This window comes from Mycolicibacterium komossense, from assembly GCF_025822605.1.
Lineage (GTDB): Bacteria > Actinomycetota > Actinomycetes > Mycobacteriales > Mycobacteriaceae > Mycobacterium > Mycobacterium komossense.
The window spans coordinates 75,337-93,190 of sequence record NZ_JACKTY010000029.1 but is presented as its reverse complement, the minus strand read 5'-3'; the positions used below and the strand labels follow the sequence as shown (position 1 = coordinate 93,190).

Sequence of the window (17,854 nt, the reverse complement as noted above, 5' to 3'; positions counted from 1 at the left end):
CGAACCCTCGGCCCCTGCGTCCACTAGCCTGCTTGCTGTAAGCGCTCACGAATCGAAAGGGTCACGCGTGGAGGTCAAGATCGGTGTCACGGATAGCCCTCGCGAGCTTGTGTTCAACAGCACGCAGACACCCGATGAGCTCGAAAAGCTGGTGAGCGCCGCCTTGGCCAAGGGTTCGGAACTGCTGAGCCTCAGCGATGACAAGGGCAAGCGGTTCCTGGTACAGGCGTCCAGGATCGCCTATGTGGAGATCGGTGCCGCCGACAGTCGTCGCGTCGGGTTCGGCATCGGCAGTGGTCCGGTGACCGCGCCCACTACGACCGAGTAACCGCTACGAACGAGTAAGGGGTACGTGGGACAGACCGCCCCAGATGAACTGCACCGTGCCCTCTACGGCGTCGTCCTTCGTGATCGGCCGCTCGTTGTCCAGCCAGTAGCGTGCCGAGTCGACGCTGATGCTGACCAGTCCGACGGCGATCATCCGGGCACGGTGCGGATCCAGCCCCGAATCGTGGCTGATCAGGTCGAACACCGCGTCAGTGCACGCCTCGGTGGCGACCTTCACCTGCACTGAGACCTGAGGCTCGGTGACGTAGTCGTTTTCGAAGATCAGCCGGTAGCCCTGGCCGTCATGCTCGATGAAGTCGAAGAACGCCTGGACCGCAGCGCGGACGCGCTGGCGGTTGTCGGTGGTGGTCCGCAGCGCTTGGCGCACGCCCGAGACGAGGTTCTCCACATGGCGGGCCAGTACGGCCAGGTACAGCTCCAGCTTGCTGACGAAGTGCTGATACAGGACGGGCTTGCTGACCCCGGCGCGATCGGCGATCTCGTCCATTCCCGCGGCGTGATAGCCGCGGTCGACGAAAACCTCACTGGCGGCTTCCAGTAGTTGCCCTCGGCGTTCGTCACGGGGTAGCCGGTTGCCGCGCCTGTTTCCTCCCGCACCTCGCCGGCCGGCCGCATTGGCGAGATCGCTCATGTAGTCCTCTATCTGCATTGGTGTGAGCAGGCCGGTCGCGTTCTCACGCAGCCACTCATGAGATCTGACCCTACTACTGAACGCTGTTGCAACATCGATGGGCAGGTCGCGTGGCATGGCCGGGCGCGCCGAGAAGTGCCGGTGTGGTTGTCTATGCCATTCTTGGTCAGTGACCAACGACCCCGAGCGTCGCGGGGGGAGCCGCACACCGGTGCTGCGTAACGAGTGGCGAGAGCCGCTACGCGCCCAACGCGACCCGCTGGCCAGCGATTCTGGTCGCGTCAGGTCCAATCGCGACGAGCACCAACGGTGGCGGAAACAGACCTGGCTGGGGCGGTTCATCTCCACCTACGGTTGGCGCGCCTACGCGCTGCCGATCCTCGCAGTCATCACCGGAATGGTTATTTATCAGACTGTGACCGGACCGCAGACACTGGTGCCTGCGCCGAGCGACGAGGTACACGGTCCGCCGACCATCGGCGTGCAAGGCACCAAGATCATCGGGGCACCCCCGCGCGGCCTGACGCAGTTCGACGCCAATCTGCCCACCGGCATCCTGCCCGACGGCGGACCGTTCACCGAGGCGGGCGCCAAGACGTGGCATATCGTGCCCGGCGCTGAACCGCAGGCGGGTCAGGGTACCGCGAAGGTATTCACCTATACCGTCGAGGTCGAGGACGGTCTGGACACCACGTCCTTCGGTGGCGACGACGGTTTCGCTCAGATGGTCAGTCGCACACTGAGCAACCCGAAGAGCTGGATTCACGACCCGCAGTTCGCGTTCACCCGGATCGACAGTGGGGAACCGGATTTCCGTGTGTCGCTGACGTCGCCGATGACGGTTCGGGAGGGTTGCGGCTACGACATTCCACTTGAATCTTCTTGCTACAACCCGTCTTACAGCCCCGCTGATGGTGGCGCTGCGCAGCCGCGCGTGTTCATCAACGAGGCCAGATGGGTGCGCGGTGCGGTGCCCTTCCAGGGGGACGTCGGCTCGTACCGGCAGTATCTGATCAATCACGAGGTCGGTCACGCGATCGGCTACGAGCATCACGAGCCGTGCCCCGAGAACGGCGCCCTGGCGCCGGTCATGATGCAGCAGACGTTCTCCACCTCCGACGACGACGCCTCCAAGTTCGATCCCGAATGGGTCAAGGCCGATGGTCGGACGTGCCGGTTCAACCCCTGGCCGTATCCGATCGCGTGACGACCGATGCGGCGAGGAACGAGCCGCTGAGGAGTCGGGCAATCTGGCACCGGCGTGACGACCGATGCGGCGAGGAACGAGCCGCTGAGGAAGGCCTCGACGTTCGTTGCCGTTGACAGGGGTACCTGATCTGATGGTGAGATCCCTGACCGTGAAATCGAGGAGCTATCGGTGTCTGCCCCGACGAGAACGTTGCCTCCGCTGGTCGCGCCGGCTGCAGAGCTGACTCGCGACGAGGTGGCGCGCTACAGCCGGCATCTGATCATTCCCGACCTGGGTGTCGACGGGCAGAAACGCCTCAAGAACGCGAAAGTGCTGGTGATCGGTGCCGGCGGCCTGGGGTCGCCGACGCTGCTCTACCTGGCTGCCGCCGGCGTCGGCACCATCGGGATCGTCGAATTCGACGTCGTCGACGAGTCGAACCTGCAGCGCCAGATCATTCACGGCCAGTCCGATATCGGCCGGTCGAAGGCGCAGAGCGCGCGTGACTCGATCCGGGAGACCAACCCGTTCGTCGACGTCCGACTGCACGAGGTGCGCCTGGAACCTGACAACGCTGTCGATCTTTTCGCCCAGTACGACCTCATCATCGACGGCACCGACAACTTCGCCACCCGTTACCTGGTCAACGACGCCGCGGTACTCGCGGGGAAGCCCTACGTCTGGGGTTCGATCTACAGGTTCGAGGGTCAGGTTTCGGTGTTCTGGGAGGACGCCCCGGCTGGGCTGGGGTTGAACTACCGGGACCTCTATCCCGAGCCTCCGCCACCGGGAATGGTGCCGTCCTGCGCCGAAGGCGGCGTGCTCGGCATCCTGTGTGCCTCGATCGCCTCCGTGATGGGCACCGAAGCGATCAAGCTCATCACCGGCATCGGGTCCACATTGCTCGGGCGGCTGATGGTGTACGACGCGCTCGACATGACTTACCGCACGATCACGATCCGCAAGGACCCGGCGACCCCGAAGATCACCGGCCTCATCGACTACGAGGCGTTCTGCGGGGTCGTCTCCGGCGATGCCGCCGCGGCCGCCGCCGGCTCCACGATCACTCCGCGGGAACTGCGGGAACTGCTCGATTCCGGTAGGAAGCTGGCGCTGATCGACGTCCGCGAGCCCGTCGAGTGGGACATCAACCACATCGACGGTGCGGAGCTCATTCCCAAATCCAGCCTCGAGTCGGGCAGCGGCCTGTCGAAGTTGCCGCAGGACCGGCTTCAGGTGCTGTACTGCAAGACCGGCGTTCGGTCCGCCGAGGCGCTGGCGGCAGTGAAGAAAGCCGGTTTCGCCGACGCCGTGCATTTGCAGGGCGGTATCACCGCGTGGGCCGAGCAGTACGAGCCCGACATGGTGATGTACTGACCTGCTTCATATTGTCGCCTGGGTAAAAGCGGCTCCGGCGGATTCGCGACACAGCTGGTCAGCGCCACGATTCCGGCTGGGTCCCCTATAGGGTGGCTGGGTGAGTGGTGAGCGTCCGCCTGAGCATGTGTTGGCGGCATTTGGGCTCAATGGCGCGCAGCCGATCGCCCTCGGCGCCGGCTGGGAGGGCGGCTGGCGCTGCGGGGAAGTGGTGTTGTCCATGGTTGCCGACCACGCCCGTGCGGCGTGGTCGGCGAAAGTCCGGGAGACCCTGTTCGTCGACGGCGTCCGGCTGGCCCGCCCGGTGCGGTCCACCGACGGCCGGTATGTCGTCGCGGGCTGGCGCGGCGACACGTTCGTCTCGGGAACACCGGAGCCCAGGCACGACGAAGTCGTCTCCTCGGCTGTCCGCCTGCATGAGGCCACCGCGAAGTTAGAGCGGCCCCGATTCCTGACCCAGCCGCCGGTGGCGCCGTGGGGGGACGTGGACGTCTTCATCGCCGCCGATCGGGCAGCGTGGGAGGAGCGTCCGCTGCATTCGCTGCCCGCGGGTGCGCGGGTATCGCCGGGGTCGGCGGACGGTCAACGTTCGGTGGATCTGATCAACCAGCTGGCAGTCCTGCGTAAGCCGACGAAGAGCCCGAATCAGCTTGTGCACGGTGATCTCTACGGCACGGTGCTGTTCGCGGGCACGGCTGCGCCGGGAATCACCGACATCACCCCCTACTGGCGGCCCGCGGCGTGGGCGGCGGGCGTCGTAGTCGTCGACTCGCTGGCGTGGGGCGAAGCCGACGACGGGCTGATCGAGCGTTGGAATGCGCTACCGGAGTTTCCGCAGATGCTTTTGCGCGCCTTGATGTTCCGGCTAGCTGTGCATGCACTGCACCCGCGTGCGACGGCGTCGGCGTTCCCGGGCCTGGCCCGCACCGCAGCTCTGGTGCGGCTGGCGCTCTAGCGGGCTGACGGCTCGTCGTCGAAAACATGCCTGACGCACCGGTCCCCGCGCAGCGGCACCCGGCCGTCGGTAGCCAAGACACCTTCGGCGCGCAGACGCTCGAGCTGACGCGTGGCCAGGTGTGCCGCCGGGCGGCCCGACGCAGGAATCACCCGATGCCACGGTAGGTCGGAGGAGTCGGTGCGCATGATCCAGCCGACGATGCGCGGGCTGGAAAGCGCAGCCGCAGCGGCGATATCGCCGTACGTCGCGACCTTGCCCGACGGGATCGATGCGACGAGAGCGCGGACGCGCTCGACCTGCTCGTCGGTGATCGCGGCCATCGCTAGTCCTGCAGGCTTTCCCGGATGAGCGCCGCGGTCTCTTCGGGTTTGGCCTGCGCCACCATGTGATCGCAGTCGAAGTCGCGCAGGGCGAAATCGGTACCGAGCCGGTCTCGCAGCGCGGTGGTCAATTCAGCGGAGACATACGGCGGCGAGGTCCTGGTCGCTCGCACCACGGTGGTCGGAATACCCTTGGGCGGTATTGGGATAGGGCGCGCCAATTCGCTCCAGTACGACATGACGGCAGGCAGGCTGATCCGCCAGCCGAACCGACCGTTGGGCAGGGCGATCAGATGCTCGTCGAGGTCGTTGTCCAGCAGCCAGGCATCCACCTCTCCCCAGGACCCGCTGATCTTTTCCGCCCGCGCCTCGGCCCGATCGGGGTAGTCCGGGGAGGCCAACATCGCGTCGGCAATCGTGCGCATCCAGCCGCCGTCGAGACCCACCGCGGGATCCAACAGCACCAGCGCCTTCACGAGATCGGGCCGCATGACCGCCAACTGCAGGGCGACCGCGCCGCCGAAGGAGTGCGCCACCACCACAACAGGTCCGGCGGGCTGGTCGGACTCGATGACCTTGGCCAAAGCGGTGGCGTTGACCTCGATAGTCCACGGTGCTGACCAGGGGGAGCGGCCGTGCCCGATGAGGTCGGGGGCGGCGACGGTGACGTCGGGCAGATACCGGTTGGCCAGTGGCGCCCAGCGCTGACCGTGGCCGGTCAAGCCGTGAACAGCCAATACGGCCAATGGTCCGGGCGGCCCGTAGCGGTACACCTGAAGATCGTCGGTCACTCCTCGATCCTGCCAGCTTTCACCCGGAATCGCGGTCGGGCGAATGTCGGACCTCCGTGATGTCATGCGTGCATGCTCAGTCCTGCCGTCACGACAGCCCGCACCGGTGCCCGGTGCTGGGGAGAAGACGTATCCGCGGTCCTCGACCCGGAACCGCGCGGGATCTTCCGCGTTCTCGGTGGTCCCGGTACCGGCAAAAGCAGCCTGCTGATCGACGTGGCGACGGCCAGGATCGCCGCGGGTGCCCAGCCGGAATCGGTTCTCCTGCTTACCGGTTCGGGCCGGTTGGGCGCGCGCGCCCGTAGCTCCCTGACCACCGAACTGCTCGCCGCCCACCCGGTCGCGCCTGATCGCGCGGTGGTGCGTGCGCCGTTGGTGCGGTCGGTCCATGCCCTCGCCTTCGCGGTGCTGCGGCTGGCGGCGCAACGCGCTGGGGATCCGCCGCCGCGGCTGATCACCGGCGCTGAGCAGGACGGCATCATCCGGGAGCTTCTGGCCGGCGATATCGAGGACGGTGCGCTGGCCTGGCCGCCCGAGTTGCGGGTGGCGCTGGGCACCACCGGTTTTGCCACCGAACTGCGGGATCTGCTGGCTCGCTGCGCCGAACGAGGTGTGGATCCTGCGCAGCTGCAGCGGCTCGGCAAGCTGGCGGGGCGCCCGGAATGGACCGCGGCGGGCCGGTTCGCTCAGCAGTACGAGCAGGTCATGCTGTTGCGGGCGGCAGTAGGGATGGCCGCTCCGCAAGCCACCGTGCCCGCACTCGGTGCGGCCGAGTTGGTCGGTGCTGCGCTGGAGGCGTTCGCGACGGATCCCGACCTGCTGGCCGCCGAGCACGCCCGGATCTCCACGCTACTGGTCGACGATGCGCAGCATCTCGATCCGCAGGCAGCGCGGTTGGTCCGCCTACTCGCCGCCGGAGCGGAGACGGCGGTGTTCGCCGGCGACCCGAACCAGACGGTCTTCGGCTTCCGCGGTGCCGATCCGGCGTTGCTGTTGGCCGACTCGCCGCCCTCGGTCACCTTGCGCATCACCCAGCGCTGCAGCCCTGCGATCGCCCGGGCCATCACCGGAGTTCTCGGCCAGCTGCCGGGCGCGGCACCAAGTCGTGAGATCGCCAGTGCCGGGACCGAACCGGGCGCGGTCAGCGCGCTGCTGGCTGCCTCCGAACATGCCGAAGCAGCCCTGGTCGCCGACACTCTGCGGCGGGCGCACCTCATCGACGGGGTGCCCTGGTCGCAGATGGCGGTGATTGTGCGCTCGGTTCCGCGGGCGGCGGCCTTGCCGCGGGCATTGGCCGGCGCAGGCGTCCCGGTGGCGCCGTCGACGACGCATGGTCCACTGCTGGACAACGCGACGGTGCGGGCGCTGCTCACGGTGCTCGACGCCACCGCCACCGGTCTCACCGGCGATCATGCGTTGACGCTGCTCACCGGGCCGATCGGCCGGATCGACCCGGTGACGCTGCGCCAGCTTAGGCGGGCGCTGCGCCGCATCGACGGTGCCGAGCCGCCACGCGAGTTCGGTGAACTGCTGGTCGGGACGCTGAGCAACGGGATCCCGAATGCCCTGTCCGCGTCGCATGCCAAGCCATTGCGCCGGATCGCGGCGGTATTGACCGCGACGGCGGCCGCCGGAGCTGATCCCCGGGCAGCGCTCTGGCAGGCTTGGCAGCGCAGCGGCCTGGCGCGGCGCCTGCTGACCGCGAGTGAGCGCAGCGGTACCGGCGGCCTGCGCGCTGCGGCGGATCTGGACGCAGTGACCGCGCTGTTCGACATCACCGATCAGTTCGCCGCGCGCACCGCGGGTGCCTCGGTGTCGGGCCTGGCCGACCATATTGCCGGGTTACAGCTGCCCGCGGCCGCCAGCGAACCGGTCGAGACGCCGGAGGCTGTCTGCGTGCTCAGTCCACATCAGGCGCTGGATCGCGACTGGGACGTCGTCGTGATCGCGGGTTTACAGGAAGGCTTGTGGCCCAACACCGTTCCGCGTGGCGGCATCCTCGGTACGCAGCGGCTACTCGATGTGCTCGCCGGAATCACCGGCGATGTGTCGCTGACGGCGCCGTTGGTCGCCGAGGAGCGGCGCCTGCTGATCACTGCCATGGGCCGCGCCCGCGACCGGTTGGTGGTCACCGCAGTCGACGGTGCCGCGGATGACTCCGATGAGATGGTCGTACCGTCGCCGTTCTTCTACGACATCGCCCGCTTCGCCACCGTAGATGGCCGCCCCGCCGAACTTCCGGCGCCGGTCGTGGCGCCGCCGGTGCTGTCGGTCGCCGCCGTCGTAGGCAAGCTGCGCAGTGTGGTCTGTGCACCGACCGGCGCCGTCGATGACACCACAAGAGATTGTGCTGCAGCGCAATTGGCGAAACTGGCCGCTGCCGGGGTGCCCGGCGCTGACCCGAGCTCCTGGCATTCCTTGGTGCCGGTCAGCACCGAAACGCGGCTGTGGGATGACGGCCCGGACGCGGTTGTCTCGCTGTCCCCGTCGACGTTGCAGACTCTGCAGGACTGCCCGCTGCGCTGGCTGATGGAACGCCACGGCGGAGCCGATGCCCGCGAATTGCGGTCCACTTTGGGCTCGTTGGTGCACGCGCTGATCTCGCAACGGGGTAAGAGCGAGTCGCAGCTGATGGCCGAGCTTGAGGCGCTCTGGCAGCAGCTGCCGTTCGAATCGGACTGGTTCGCGCGCAACGAGCTGACTCGCCACCAGCTCATGCTGGCGACCTTCACCGAGTGGCGTGAGCAGACACGCGCAGAGCTGACCGAGGTGGGCACCGAGGTCGATGTCGACGGCGTGGTGACAACCCAGGGCGGCGAGGCGGAAGGCCCAGACGTGCGCCTGCGCGGGCGGGTCGATCGGCTGGAACGCGACGCCGCCGGTGGGCTGGTCATCATCGATGTCAAGACCGGTAAGAGTCCGGTCAGCAAGGACGATGCGCAACGCCACGCCCAGCTGGCGGCCTACCAGCTTGCCGTCGCCGAAGGTCTACTGCCACAAGGCGATCAACCGGGTGGCGGTCGGTTGGTCTACGTCGCCAAGACCGGTGCGAACGGCGCCACCGAGCGGACCCAGGATCCGTTGACTCCGCAGGCACTGGCCGACTGGCGGGGCGAGGTGCAGCGCGCCGCGGCGGCGACCGCAGGTCCGCAGTTCGTAGCGCGTCGCAACGACGGCTGCGCGCACTGCCCGGTGCGGCCCGCCTGCCCAGCGCACACCGCGCCGACGTCCGAGGAGATTCAGTGACACCCGCACCTCGTTACAGCCCCGCGGAGTTGGCTGCGGCGCTTGGCCTTCATCAGCCCACCGATGAGCAGGCCGCGGTCATCTCGGCCCCGGCCGGTCCGCTGGTCGTGATCGCCGGCGCCGGTGCCGGAAAGACTGAAACCATGGCGGCACGGGTGGTTTGGCTGGTCGCCAACGGCTACGCCGATCCCGGTCAGGTCCTGGGCCTGACGTTCACCCGCAAGGCGGCCGGCCAGTTGCTGCGCCGGGTCCGGTCGCGTCTGGCCCGGCTCGCTGGAGCGGGGCTGTCCGGAGTCACACCGCCTGCGGCCGACGCCGCCTCGGAGACCGTTCGGGTCAGCACCTATCACGCGTTCGCCGGCGCACTGCTGCGTGAGCACGGCCTGCTGCTGCCGGTCGAACCGGACACCCGGCTGCTGAGTGAAACCGAATTGTGGCAGCTGGCCTTTGACGTCGTCTGCCGGTACCCCGGCGAACTGGACACCGAGAAGACACCCGCCTCCGTCACCGCCATGGTGCTGCGGCTGTCCGGTCAGCTTGCCGAACACCTCGTGACGACCGACCAGTTGCGTGATACCCATCTGGAGTTGGAACGGCTTGTTCACGCCCTGCCCGCCGGGCCGCACCAGCGTGATCGCGGGCCCAGCCAATGGCTGCTGCGGATGCTGGCCACCCAGACCGAGCGCACCGAACTGGTGCCTCTGATCGACGCGCTGCACCAACGGCTGCACGATGACAAGGCGATGGACTTCGGCATGCAGATGTCGGCGGCGGCCCGCCTCGCCGTCCAGGCGCCGCAGGTCGGCGCCCAGCTGCGACAGCAGTACCGGGTGGTGCTGCTCGACGAATACCAGGACACCGGTCACGCACAACGAATTGCGTTGTCCGCCTTGTTCGGTGGCGGCGTCGACGACGGTCTTGCCCTGACCGCGGTCGGGGACCCGATCCAATCGATCTACGGCTGGCGCGGTGCGTCGGCGACCAATCTGCCGCGATTCACCACCGATTTCCCCACCTCGGACGGCAACCCGGCGCCCACCCTGGAATTGCGCACCAGCTGGCGCAATCCGCCCAGCACACTGCAGGTGGCCAACGCGGTGTCCGCGGAAGCCCGGCGCCGCTCGGTCGCGGTGCGTGAGCTGCGGGCCCGCCCCGGTGCCGAGCCCGGCACGGTCGCCTGTGCGCTGCTTCCCGATGTGGCAGCAGAGCGAGACTGGTTGGCCGACCATATCGCCGGCCGCTTCCAGGCCGACGGTGACTCACCGACCACGGCGGCGGTGCTGGTCCGGCGCAACGCCGACGCCGGTCCCATCGCCGACGCGCTACGGTCTCGCGGGGTGCCGGTGGAGGTCGTCGGACTGGCGGGGCTGCTGGCAGTCGAGGAAGTCGCCGACGTGGTGGCCATGCTCCGACTGGTCGCCGACCCGTCCGCCGGTGCCGCCGCCATGCGGGTGCTCACCGGCCCGCGCTGGCGCCTGGGTGCAGGTGATATCGCCGCGTTGTGGCGTCGCGCGCGCAGCCTCGACCACCGCCCCGCCGCCGCGGTCGCCAGCGCCGAACAGATCGTGGCCCAGCTGGCGCCCGATGCGGATACCGCCTGCCTGGCCGATGCCATCAACGATCCCGGTACCGCTGACGCGTATTCCATTGCTGGATATGGCCGGATCTGCGCTCTGGCCGATGAGCTGACCGCACTGCGCGGTCATCTTGACCATCCACTGAACGATCTGGTCGCCGAGGTCCGCCGGGTGCTCGGCGTCGACGTCGAAGTCCGCGCGCTGCACACCGCCGCGGACGGGTGGACCGGCGGCGAACAACTTGACGCGTTCGCCGACGTCGTCGACGGCTATGCCCAGCGAGCCAACCGGGCGCGCAACGATATTCACGGATTACTGGCCTACCTGGATGCGGCGGAAACCGTCGAGAACGGGTTGGCGCCCGCGGAGGTCACGGTTGCGCAGAATCGGGTACAGGTGCTGACCGTGCATGCGGCGAAGGGGCTGGAATGGCAGATCGTCGCCGTGCCACACCTGTCGGCGCGGGTGTTCCCGTCCACCGCGTCGAACCGCACCTGGCTCACCGACGCCGCGGACCTTCCTCCACTGCTACGTGGCGATCGGGCACAGCTGGGACCGCACGGAGTTCCGGTGCTCGACACCTCTGCGGTCACCAATCGAAAGCAGTTGTCGGACACCATCGCCGAACACCGCAAGCTCCTTGATCAGCGCCGGGTCGACGAGGAACGCCGGCTGTTGTACGTGGCGATCACCCGTGCCGAGGACACGCTGCTACTGTCCGGCCACCACTGGGGCGCCACCGACACCAAACCCCGCGGGCCGTCAGATTTCCTGTGCGAGCTCAAGGACATCATCGAACAGTCAGCAGCCGAGGGCAGGCCCTGCGGTGAAGTGCAGTGCTGGGCGCCGGCCCCCGCTGACGGCGAGCCCAACCCGTTGCGCGACAACGTGGTCGAGGCGATCTGGCCCGCCGGGCTGTCGGAGCCCGCCCGCACCGATATCGGCCGCGGTGCCGTTCTGGTCGCCGCGGCGATGGCAGCACCGGAGTCCGCACCGCTATCTGACCCGCACGGCTGGGCCGCCGACGTCGATGCCCTGCTGGCCGAGCGCGCACGCAGCCAGGACCATGCGCCGGCGCCCACGGCACTGCCTGCGCAGCTCTCGGTGAGCAGCCTGGTGGATCTGGGCCGTGACCCGCTCGGTGCTGCGCAGCGCCTGCGTAGGCGGATACCGGTGCGGCCGGATCCGCATGCCATGCTCGGCACGGCTTTTCACGACTGGGTGCAGCGCTTCTACGGTGCCGATCGCCTCTTCGACCTCGACGACCTGCCCGGTGCGGTCGATCACGACATCGCGCGCGCCGATTCCGACGACCTGGCTGAGCTGCAGGCCGCGTTCATGGCATCGCGCTGGGCGGCACGCACGCCCATCGATATCGAGGTGCCGTTCGAGATGGTGCTGGCCGGGCGCGTCATCCGCGGGCGCATCGACGCCGTCTTCGCCGACCAGGACGGCGGCGTCACGGTCCTCGACTGGAAGACAGGGGAGCCACCGCACGACGCAGATGCCGAGCGGCAGGCCGCCGTGCAACTCGCGGTGTACCGGCAGGCCTGGGCCGGGCTGCACGGCTGCCCCGAAGCCTCGGTGCGCGCGGTCTTCCACTACGTGCGCAGCGGTCGCACTGTGGAGCCGCCGGTGCTCGCGGACCGCGCCGAACTCGAGGCGCTGCTGCACGCAGCCGATCCAGGCCTCGCTGGTCCCGTTAGCGAGGAGCAGCCCGCCTGATCTTCAGCGCAGTGGTGATCATCGGAATCTGCAGGGGCAGGCGGGCGATCGCACCGAGGCGCACCGGCCACGGCTTGCCCCACCACAGCCGGACCATGTTGACGTTGGCTGGGAAGACCGCCAGGTACAAAGCGACCGCAGCGGTCGCGCCCAGCCGCCGGGTCTGAGGCGCCAGGATCAGCGCGCCGGTCGCTACTTCGGCCACACCGGAGGCGTGTGTGTAGAACCGTGGCGTACCAGGCAGCTCGGCCGGAACGATCGTGTCGAACGGCTTTGGGGCCAGGAAGTGCAGCACGCCCATGCCGACGAGTATTGCGCCGGTGATGTAGGCGGGTCGCTGACTGGCAGTGCTCTGGGCGACGGATGTGGTCGGGGTCATGGTTACATTGTGTCGTGCGTGCCGGCGAACGGGTCCACAGTGGCCGAAAGTAGGTTGCGGCGACGGCTCCGCAGCTTCGACGAGACGCTGACCGCCAAGCCCGATGCCGCTCTCGTCGATTACCTGCACATCCCTGAGCGCTTCGTCAGCCCAGCGCGCAAGATCGTCACCCGGGTGGCGTACGCGCTAGCCGCGCTCTTCCTGGCGGTGTTCATCGTCTACCTCGACCGCGACGGCTATCGCGACGTGCAGGAAAACCAGCTCTCGTTGCTGGACTGCCTGTACTACGCCACGGTGTCGCTTTCGACGACGGGCTACGGAGACATCACCCCGTTCACCCCGTCCGCGCGACTGATCAACGTCCTGGTGATCACGCCGCTGCGGGTGGCGTTCCTGATCGTCCTCATCGGTACGACAGTGGAAACCCTTACCGCGGCGTCGCGCCAGGCCCTCAAGATCCAGCGATGGAGGAACTCCGTGCGCAACCACACCGTCGTGATCGGCTACGGCACCAAAGGTAAGACGGCGGTGGCCGCGATGGTCGGCGACGGCATCCCGCCCGCGGAGATCGTCGTCGTCGACACCGACCAAACGTCACTCGACCGGGCCAACCAGGCCGGCCTGGTCACCGTCCGCGGTGACGCCAACAAAGCCGATGTGCTGCGGTTGGCCGGTGCGCAGCACGCCAAGGCGATCATCGTGGCCACCAACAGCGATCCCACCGCCGTGCTGGTCACACTCACCGCCCGCGAACTCGCGCCGAAAGCCAAGATCATCGCCTCCATCCGCGAGTCCGAGAATCAGCACCTGCTGCAGCAGTCCGGTGCGGACTCGGTGGTGGTGTCATCGGAGACGGCAGGGCGCCTGCTCGGTATCGCCACCACCACGCCCAGTGTCGTGGAGATGATGGAAGACCTGTTGACCCCGGATGCCGGGTTCGCCATCGCCGAACGGGAAGTCGAGCACAAGGAAGTCGGTGGTTCGCCGCGGCATCTGCCCGATATCGTGCTCGGCGTCGTGCGTGACGAGAAATTGATGCGGGTCGACGATCCTGATGTCGACGCCCTGGAGACCGGTGACCGGCTGCTCTACATCCGCAGTGCGGGAGAAGACCGTGGTTGATTTCCAGCTCCGCAACGTCCCGCTGCTCTCGCGGGTCGGCGCCGACCGTTCCGATCAGCTGCGCACCGATATCGACGCGGCGATCGCCGGGTGGGCTGACGCCGCCGTGCTGCGGGTGGACGGTCGCGGCCAGGTATTGATCGCCGACGGACGGGTCTTGCTCAGCGACACCACCGGCCTGGGCGGCGAACCGCCTGCGGAGGCTGTCTTCCTCGGTCGTATCGAAGGCGGCCGGCACGTCTGGGCGATCCGCGCCGAGCTGCCCGTACCCGAGGAGGGCGTCGACGCCAACGTGCTCGACTTGCGCCGCGCCGGAACGGTTTTCGACGATGTCAGCGCCCAGCTGGTGTCCTCGGCGACCGCGCTGCTGAACTGGCACGACAGTGCCAGATTCAGTGCGATCGACGGATCACCGACGAAGTCGGTCAAGGCCGGCTGGTCTCGGGTGAACACGGTGACCGGTCTCGAAGAGTTCCCCCGCATCGACCCGGCCGTGATATGCCTGGTGCACGACGGCGCCGACCGGGTGGTGTTGGCCCGCCAGACGATGTGGCCGGAGCGGATGTTCTCGCTGCTGGCCGGTTTCGTCGAGGCCGGCGAATCGTTCGAAACGTGTGTCTCCCGCGAAATCGCCGAGGAAGTCGGCCTGGACGTGCACGACGTCCGCTATCTCGGTAGCCAGCCCTGGCCGTTTCCGCGCTCCCTGATGGTGGGGTTCCACGCACAGGCCGATCCAGCGCAGGAGTTCTCGTTCAACGACGGCGAGATCGCCGAGGCAGCCTGGTTCACCCGCGACGAGGTCCGCGCCGCGCTGAGCATCGGCGACTGGTCGAGCGCCGAGGGCACGCAGTCGAAACTACTTCTGCCCGGCTCGATTTCGATCGCCAGGGAGATCATCGAGTCCTGGGCTTGGGCCGAGTAGGCCCAAGGGGCTAGCTCACCGAGAGTTCGGCGAGCTTGCCCTGCACGTCGCGGAGGCTGGGGTTGGTCATCGTCGAGCCGTCGGCGAACTTCACGGTCGGCACGGTCTGATTCCCGCCGTTGGCTTCCTGCACGAATTTTGCGGCGGCGGGATCCTTCTCGATGTCGACCTCGTCCCAGGTGATGCCCTTGGCCTTGAGCGCCGTCTTCAATCGCACGCAATAGCCGCACCAGGTCGTGGTGTACATGGTGAGTTCGCTAACCGTCATGCCTTCAATAGTGCCCGATTCTGCGCGATCGACACACCGGGGGCCACGGCCGCCGATCGGGAGCTTGTCGCCCATCCCTGCGATGATGAACGCCATGCCGACCGATACCGCCCTGATCGCCGGCCTGGACGACGAACAGCGGGAAGCGGTGCTGGCCGGCCGCGGCCCGGTGTGCGTACTGGCCGGTGCCGGAACAGGTAAGACCCGCACCATCACCCATCGCATTGCCCATCTCGTCGGGGCGGGACACGTGTCCGCCGGCCAGGTGCTGGCGGTGACGTTCACTTCACGCGCCGCGGGGGAGATGCGCAGCCGGTTGCGCGGTATCGACGCCGCCTCGGAGACCGCTGCGCGGGTGGGCGCGGTGCAGGCCCTGACGTTTCACGCCGCCGCGCGTCGCCAGTTGTCGTACTTCTGGCCGCGGGTTGTCGGCAGCACCGGCTGGCAGCTGCTCGACTCCAAGTTCTCCGTCGTCGCTCAGGCCGCCAGCCGCGCGAAACTCCAGGTTAGTACCGATGACGTGCGAGATCTGGCGAGTGAAATCGAGTGGGCGAAGGCGTCATTGATCACCCCGGAGCAGTATCCGGCCGCGGTCGCCGAGGCTCGCCGGGACATCCCGCTGGACGCGGCCAGGGTCGCCAAGGTCTACGCCGGGTATGAAAGCCAGAAGGCCCGCGCCGAGGTGACGCTGCTCGACTTTGACGACCTGCTGTTGCATACCGCGGCCGCCATCGAGAACGACGCCGCGGTCGCCGAGGAGTTCCGCGACCGCTACCGCTGTTTCGTCGTCGACGAATACCAGGACGTGACACCGCTGCAACAGCGTGTGCTGACGGCGTGGCTGGGCGGCCGGGACGACCTGACGGTGGTCGGTGACGCCAACCAGACCATCTACTCGTTCACCGGGGCCACCCCGCGCTATCTGCTCGATTTTTCGCGGCAGTTCCCCGAAGCGGCGGTGGTGCGCCTTGAGCGGGACTACCGGTCCACTCCGGAGGTGGTGTCGCTGGCCAACCGGGTCATCGCGGCTGCGCGTGGCCGCGTGGCCGGTAGTCGCCTGCACCTCATCGGGCAGCGCGATCCCGGCCCGGTGCCCACGTTCTCCGAGTATCCCGACGAGGTCGCCGAGGCCGCCGCGGTCGCGAAATCGATCAAAAAACTCATCCAGACCGGTGTGCCCGCCGCCGAGATCGCCGTGCTGTACCGGATCAACGCGCAGTCGGAGGTTTACGAAGAGGCGCTGACGGCGGCGGGTATCGCCTTCCAGGTGCGCGGCGGTGAGGGTTTCTTCAGCCGCCAGGAGATTCGACAGGCCCTGCTGGCATTGCAACGCGCAGCCGAGCGGGCACCCGAGACGCCGGAAGGTGGGCTGCCCGGCGTGGTCCGCACCTTGCTTGAACCGCTGGGCCTGACCGCCGAGCCGCCGACGGGCACCAAGGCGCGCGAGCGCTGGGAGACGCTGACCGCGCTGGCCGAATTGGTCGACGAGGAGGTGGCGACGCGCCCAGAGCTGGAGTTGCCCGCGTTGGTCGCCGAGCTGCGTGTGCGGGCCGATTCGCGCCATCCACCGGTGGTGCAGGGCGTCACGCTGGCGTCGCTGCACGCCGCCAAGGGGCTGGAGTGGGATGCGGTGTTCCTCGTCGGGGTGGCCGACGGCACCCTGCCGATCTCGCATGCGTTGTCGCACGGCCCCGAAAGCGAAGCGGTGGAAGAGGAACGGCGGCTGCTCTACGTCGGAGTCACCCGCGCGCGCGTGCATTTGGCGCTGAGCTGGGCACTGTCGCGCACTCCGGGGGGACGGCAGACCCGCAAACCGTCCCGCTTCCTCAACGGCATCGCGCCACAGACGGACGCCGACACCGGTCCCAGCAAGCCGCGACGTCAGCGCGGTCCGGCGTCTCGGTGCCGCATCTGCAACAACCAGCTGAAAACGCCGGCTGCGGTGATGCTGCGGCGGTGTGAAACCTGCTCGGCCGAGATCGACGACGAACTGCTGATCCAGCTCAAGGATTGGCGGTTGCGCACGTCGAAGGAATTGAAGGTGCCCGCCTATGTGGTGTTCACCGACAACACGCTCATCGCGATCGCCGAACTACTGCCCGCCGACGACGCCGCGCTTACCGCGATCCCGGGGATCGGCGCCCGCAAGCTCGAACAGTTCGGTGCCGATGTCCTCGAATTGGTCCGCGCCCGGGCCTGAAACCGAAAACTCGCAGGTCAGAAAATTGCTTGTCGCTTCAGCGGCGACCCGTTACCCTAAAACCCGCACCATTCATGGTCGCGTCACAACAACGATGGAAGGAGGAAGCTCGCTGTGATCACTAGCCAAAAAGCCGTATCCGTTGCCGGTTTGGCATACAGCGCAGGGTTCCTCCGCGTCGCACCGATGAATATCGGTTCGGCCGTCGCCCAGACCATGCCTGCCTCCGCGCATGCGGGTCAGGCGGCCCATGCCGCATGGGCGGTCGCCGCTATTACGCAGCCGCGTAAGCGCCGCACCGCCACCGCGACTGACGCGTCCGTGAATCGGGGCTCCACCTAACAGCCCGCGAAACAAGCCACATGGCCACGGACCCGAAGTCACCCGGATCCGTGGCCACAGTGTTTTTCGAGGGAGAATCCCTCGAAAACCTGGTCCCGGATCTCTTGGAAGACAGAAGCCACGAGACCAGGAAGCAGGTGAAGGACATGTCAGCCCTGACAGTCCGTGCTTGTCAAGAAGAGCCGAAGCTGCCGGAGCTGCCGTGCCACGTCGGGGAGCCCGATCTGTGGTTCGCCGACAATCCCGGTGACCTGGAGCGCGCCAAGCTGCTGTGCGAGGACTGTCCGATTCGTCGGCAGTGCCTGGCTGCGGCGCTGGACCGCCAGGAACCGTGGGGCGTGTGGGGCGGGGAGATCTTCGATCGCGGCACGATCGTTGCGCGCAAGCGCCCGCGGGGTCGTCCGCGTAAGGCGGTCGCCGCCTGACGATGCGGGGTGAGGAACGAGCCCCGTTGAGGAA

15 protein-coding genes are annotated in these 17,854 nt (G+C 67.8%); 10 read left to right on the top strand and 5 right to left on the bottom strand.

Annotated elements, in window-relative coordinates:
* Positions 1–67: 67 nt before the first annotated feature.
* Positions 68–328 (top strand): DUF3107 domain-containing protein, encoded by a 261-nt coding sequence (locus tag H7J73_RS13860; protein WP_264068010.1) that lies wholly within the window; start codon positions 68–70, stop codon positions 326–328.
* A 3-nt stretch (positions 329–331) separates the two neighbouring features.
* On the opposite strand, the gene fasR is transcribed toward H7J73_RS13860, so the two are convergent.
* Positions 332–979, bottom strand: a complete 648-nt coding sequence (gene fasR / locus H7J73_RS13855; RefSeq protein ID WP_264068009.1) for an HTH-type transcriptional activator FasR — start codon at positions 977–979, stop codon at positions 332–334.
* A 169-nt stretch (positions 980–1,148) separates the two neighbouring features.
* Between fasR and H7J73_RS13850 the strand changes: the two genes are divergently transcribed.
* From H7J73_RS13850 to H7J73_RS13840, 3 genes are all read left to right on the top strand, one after another.
* Positions 1,149–2,186, top strand: a complete 1,038-nt coding sequence (locus H7J73_RS13850) for a DUF3152 domain-containing protein (RefSeq protein WP_264068008.1) — start codon at positions 1,149–1,151, stop codon at positions 2,184–2,186.
* 192 nt (positions 2,187–2,378) lie between these two features.
* The gene (gene moeZ, locus H7J73_RS13845; RefSeq protein ID WP_264068510.1) at positions 2,379–3,545 is read left to right on the top strand and encodes an adenylyltransferase/sulfurtransferase MoeZ; all 1,167 of its coding nucleotides are present in this window, start codon (positions 2,379–2,381) and stop codon (positions 3,543–3,545) included.
* 100 nt (positions 3,546–3,645) lie between these two features.
* Complete coding sequence (locus tag H7J73_RS13840) at positions 3,646–4,500, top strand: TIGR02569 family protein (RefSeq protein WP_264068007.1); 855 nt, start codon at positions 3,646–3,648, stop codon at positions 4,498–4,500.
* Here the strand turns inward: H7J73_RS13840 and H7J73_RS13835 are convergent.
* Positions 4,497–4,823 (bottom strand): MGMT family protein, encoded by a 327-nt coding sequence (locus tag H7J73_RS13835; protein ID WP_264068006.1) that lies wholly within the window; start codon positions 4,821–4,823, stop codon positions 4,497–4,499. The two genes, H7J73_RS13840 and H7J73_RS13835, sit on opposite strands and share 4 nt — an antisense overlap.
* A gap of 2 nt (positions 4,824–4,825) precedes the next feature.
* Positions 4,826–5,614 carry an alpha/beta fold hydrolase gene (locus H7J73_RS13830; RefSeq protein WP_264068005.1) on the bottom strand — a complete coding sequence of 263 codons (789 nt, stop codon included), beginning with the start codon at positions 5,612–5,614 and terminating at the stop codon, positions 4,826–4,828.
* A 72-nt stretch (positions 5,615–5,686) separates the two neighbouring features.
* Between H7J73_RS13830 and H7J73_RS13825 the strand changes: the two genes are divergently transcribed.
* Together H7J73_RS13825 and H7J73_RS13820 are read left to right on the top strand one after the other, a co-directional pair.
* Complete coding sequence (locus H7J73_RS13825) at positions 5,687–8,860, top strand: ATP-dependent helicase (protein WP_264068004.1); 3,174 nt, start codon at positions 5,687–5,689, stop codon at positions 8,858–8,860.
* Complete coding sequence (locus H7J73_RS13820; protein WP_435405506.1) at positions 8,791–12,162, top strand: ATP-dependent helicase; 3,372 nt, start codon at positions 8,791–8,793, stop codon at positions 12,160–12,162. Before H7J73_RS13825 ends, H7J73_RS13820 begins: the two co-directional genes overlap by 70 nt.
* On the opposite strand, the gene H7J73_RS13815 is transcribed toward H7J73_RS13820, so the two are convergent.
* Positions 12,140–12,541 carry a DoxX family protein gene (locus H7J73_RS13815; RefSeq protein ID WP_264068001.1) on the bottom strand — a complete coding sequence of 134 codons (402 nt, stop codon included), beginning with the start codon at positions 12,539–12,541 and terminating at the stop codon, positions 12,140–12,142. The two genes, H7J73_RS13820 and H7J73_RS13815, sit on opposite strands and share 23 nt — an antisense overlap.
* A 39-nt stretch (positions 12,542–12,580) precedes the next feature.
* Here H7J73_RS13815 and H7J73_RS13810 point away from each other — a divergent pair, with 39 nt between their 5' ends.
* Positions 12,581–13,663 carry a potassium channel family protein gene (locus tag H7J73_RS13810; protein WP_264068509.1) on the top strand — a complete coding sequence of 361 codons (1,083 nt, stop codon included), beginning with the start codon at positions 12,581–12,583 and terminating at the stop codon, positions 13,661–13,663.
* Positions 13,641–14,585: an NAD(+) diphosphatase gene (nudC, locus tag H7J73_RS13805; RefSeq protein WP_435405491.1), complete on the top strand. Its 945-nt coding sequence runs from the start codon at positions 13,641–13,643 to the stop codon at positions 14,583–14,585. Before H7J73_RS13810 ends, nudC begins: the two co-directional genes overlap by 23 nt.
* 10 nt (positions 14,586–14,595) lie before the next feature.
* Here the strand turns inward: nudC and H7J73_RS13800 are convergent, their stop codons facing one another.
* Positions 14,596–14,853, bottom strand: a complete 258-nt coding sequence (locus tag H7J73_RS13800; protein WP_264068508.1) for a mycoredoxin — start codon at positions 14,851–14,853, stop codon at positions 14,596–14,598.
* Positions 14,854–14,938: 85 nt separating this feature from the next.
* On the opposite strand from H7J73_RS13800, the gene H7J73_RS13795 reads away from it, so the two are divergent.
* Together H7J73_RS13795 and H7J73_RS13790 are read left to right on the top strand one after the other, a co-directional pair.
* Positions 14,939–17,053, top strand: coding sequence for an ATP-dependent DNA helicase UvrD2 (locus H7J73_RS13795; protein ID WP_264067999.1), 2,115 nt, complete (start codon positions 14,939–14,941; stop codon positions 17,051–17,053).
* A gap of 488 nt (positions 17,054–17,541) precedes the next feature.
* Positions 17,542–17,820 (top strand): WhiB family transcriptional regulator, encoded by a 279-nt coding sequence (locus H7J73_RS13790; protein WP_264067998.1) that lies wholly within the window; start codon positions 17,542–17,544, stop codon positions 17,818–17,820.
* Positions 17,821–17,854 lie beyond the last annotated feature (34 nt).

Bases quoted from the DNA above. Each gene is read 5' to 3' on its own strand.
- fasR (WP_264068009.1), bottom strand. From the start codon at position 979: ATGAGCGATCTCGCCAATGCGGCCGGCCGGCGAGGTGCGGGAGGAAAC.
- H7J73_RS13835 (WP_264068006.1), bottom strand. From the start codon at position 4,823: ATGGCCGCGATCACCGACGAGCAGGTCGAGCGCGTCCGCGCTCTCGTC.
- H7J73_RS13825 (WP_264068004.1), top strand. From the start codon at position 5,687: ATGCTCAGTCCTGCCGTCACGACAGCCCGCACCGGTGCCCGGTGCTGG.
- H7J73_RS13815 (WP_264068001.1), bottom strand. From the start codon at position 12,541: ATGACCCCGACCACATCCGTCGCCCAGAGCACTGCCAGTCAGCGACCC.
- H7J73_RS13800 (WP_264068508.1), bottom strand. From the start codon at position 14,853: ATGACGGTTAGCGAACTCACCATGTACACCACGACCTGGTGCGGCTAT.
- H7J73_RS13795 (WP_264067999.1), top strand. From the start codon at position 14,939: ATGAACGCCATGCCGACCGATACCGCCCTGATCGCCGGCCTGGACGAC.
- H7J73_RS13790 (WP_264067998.1), top strand. From the start codon at position 17,542: ATGTCAGCCCTGACAGTCCGTGCTTGTCAAGAAGAGCCGAAGCTGCCG.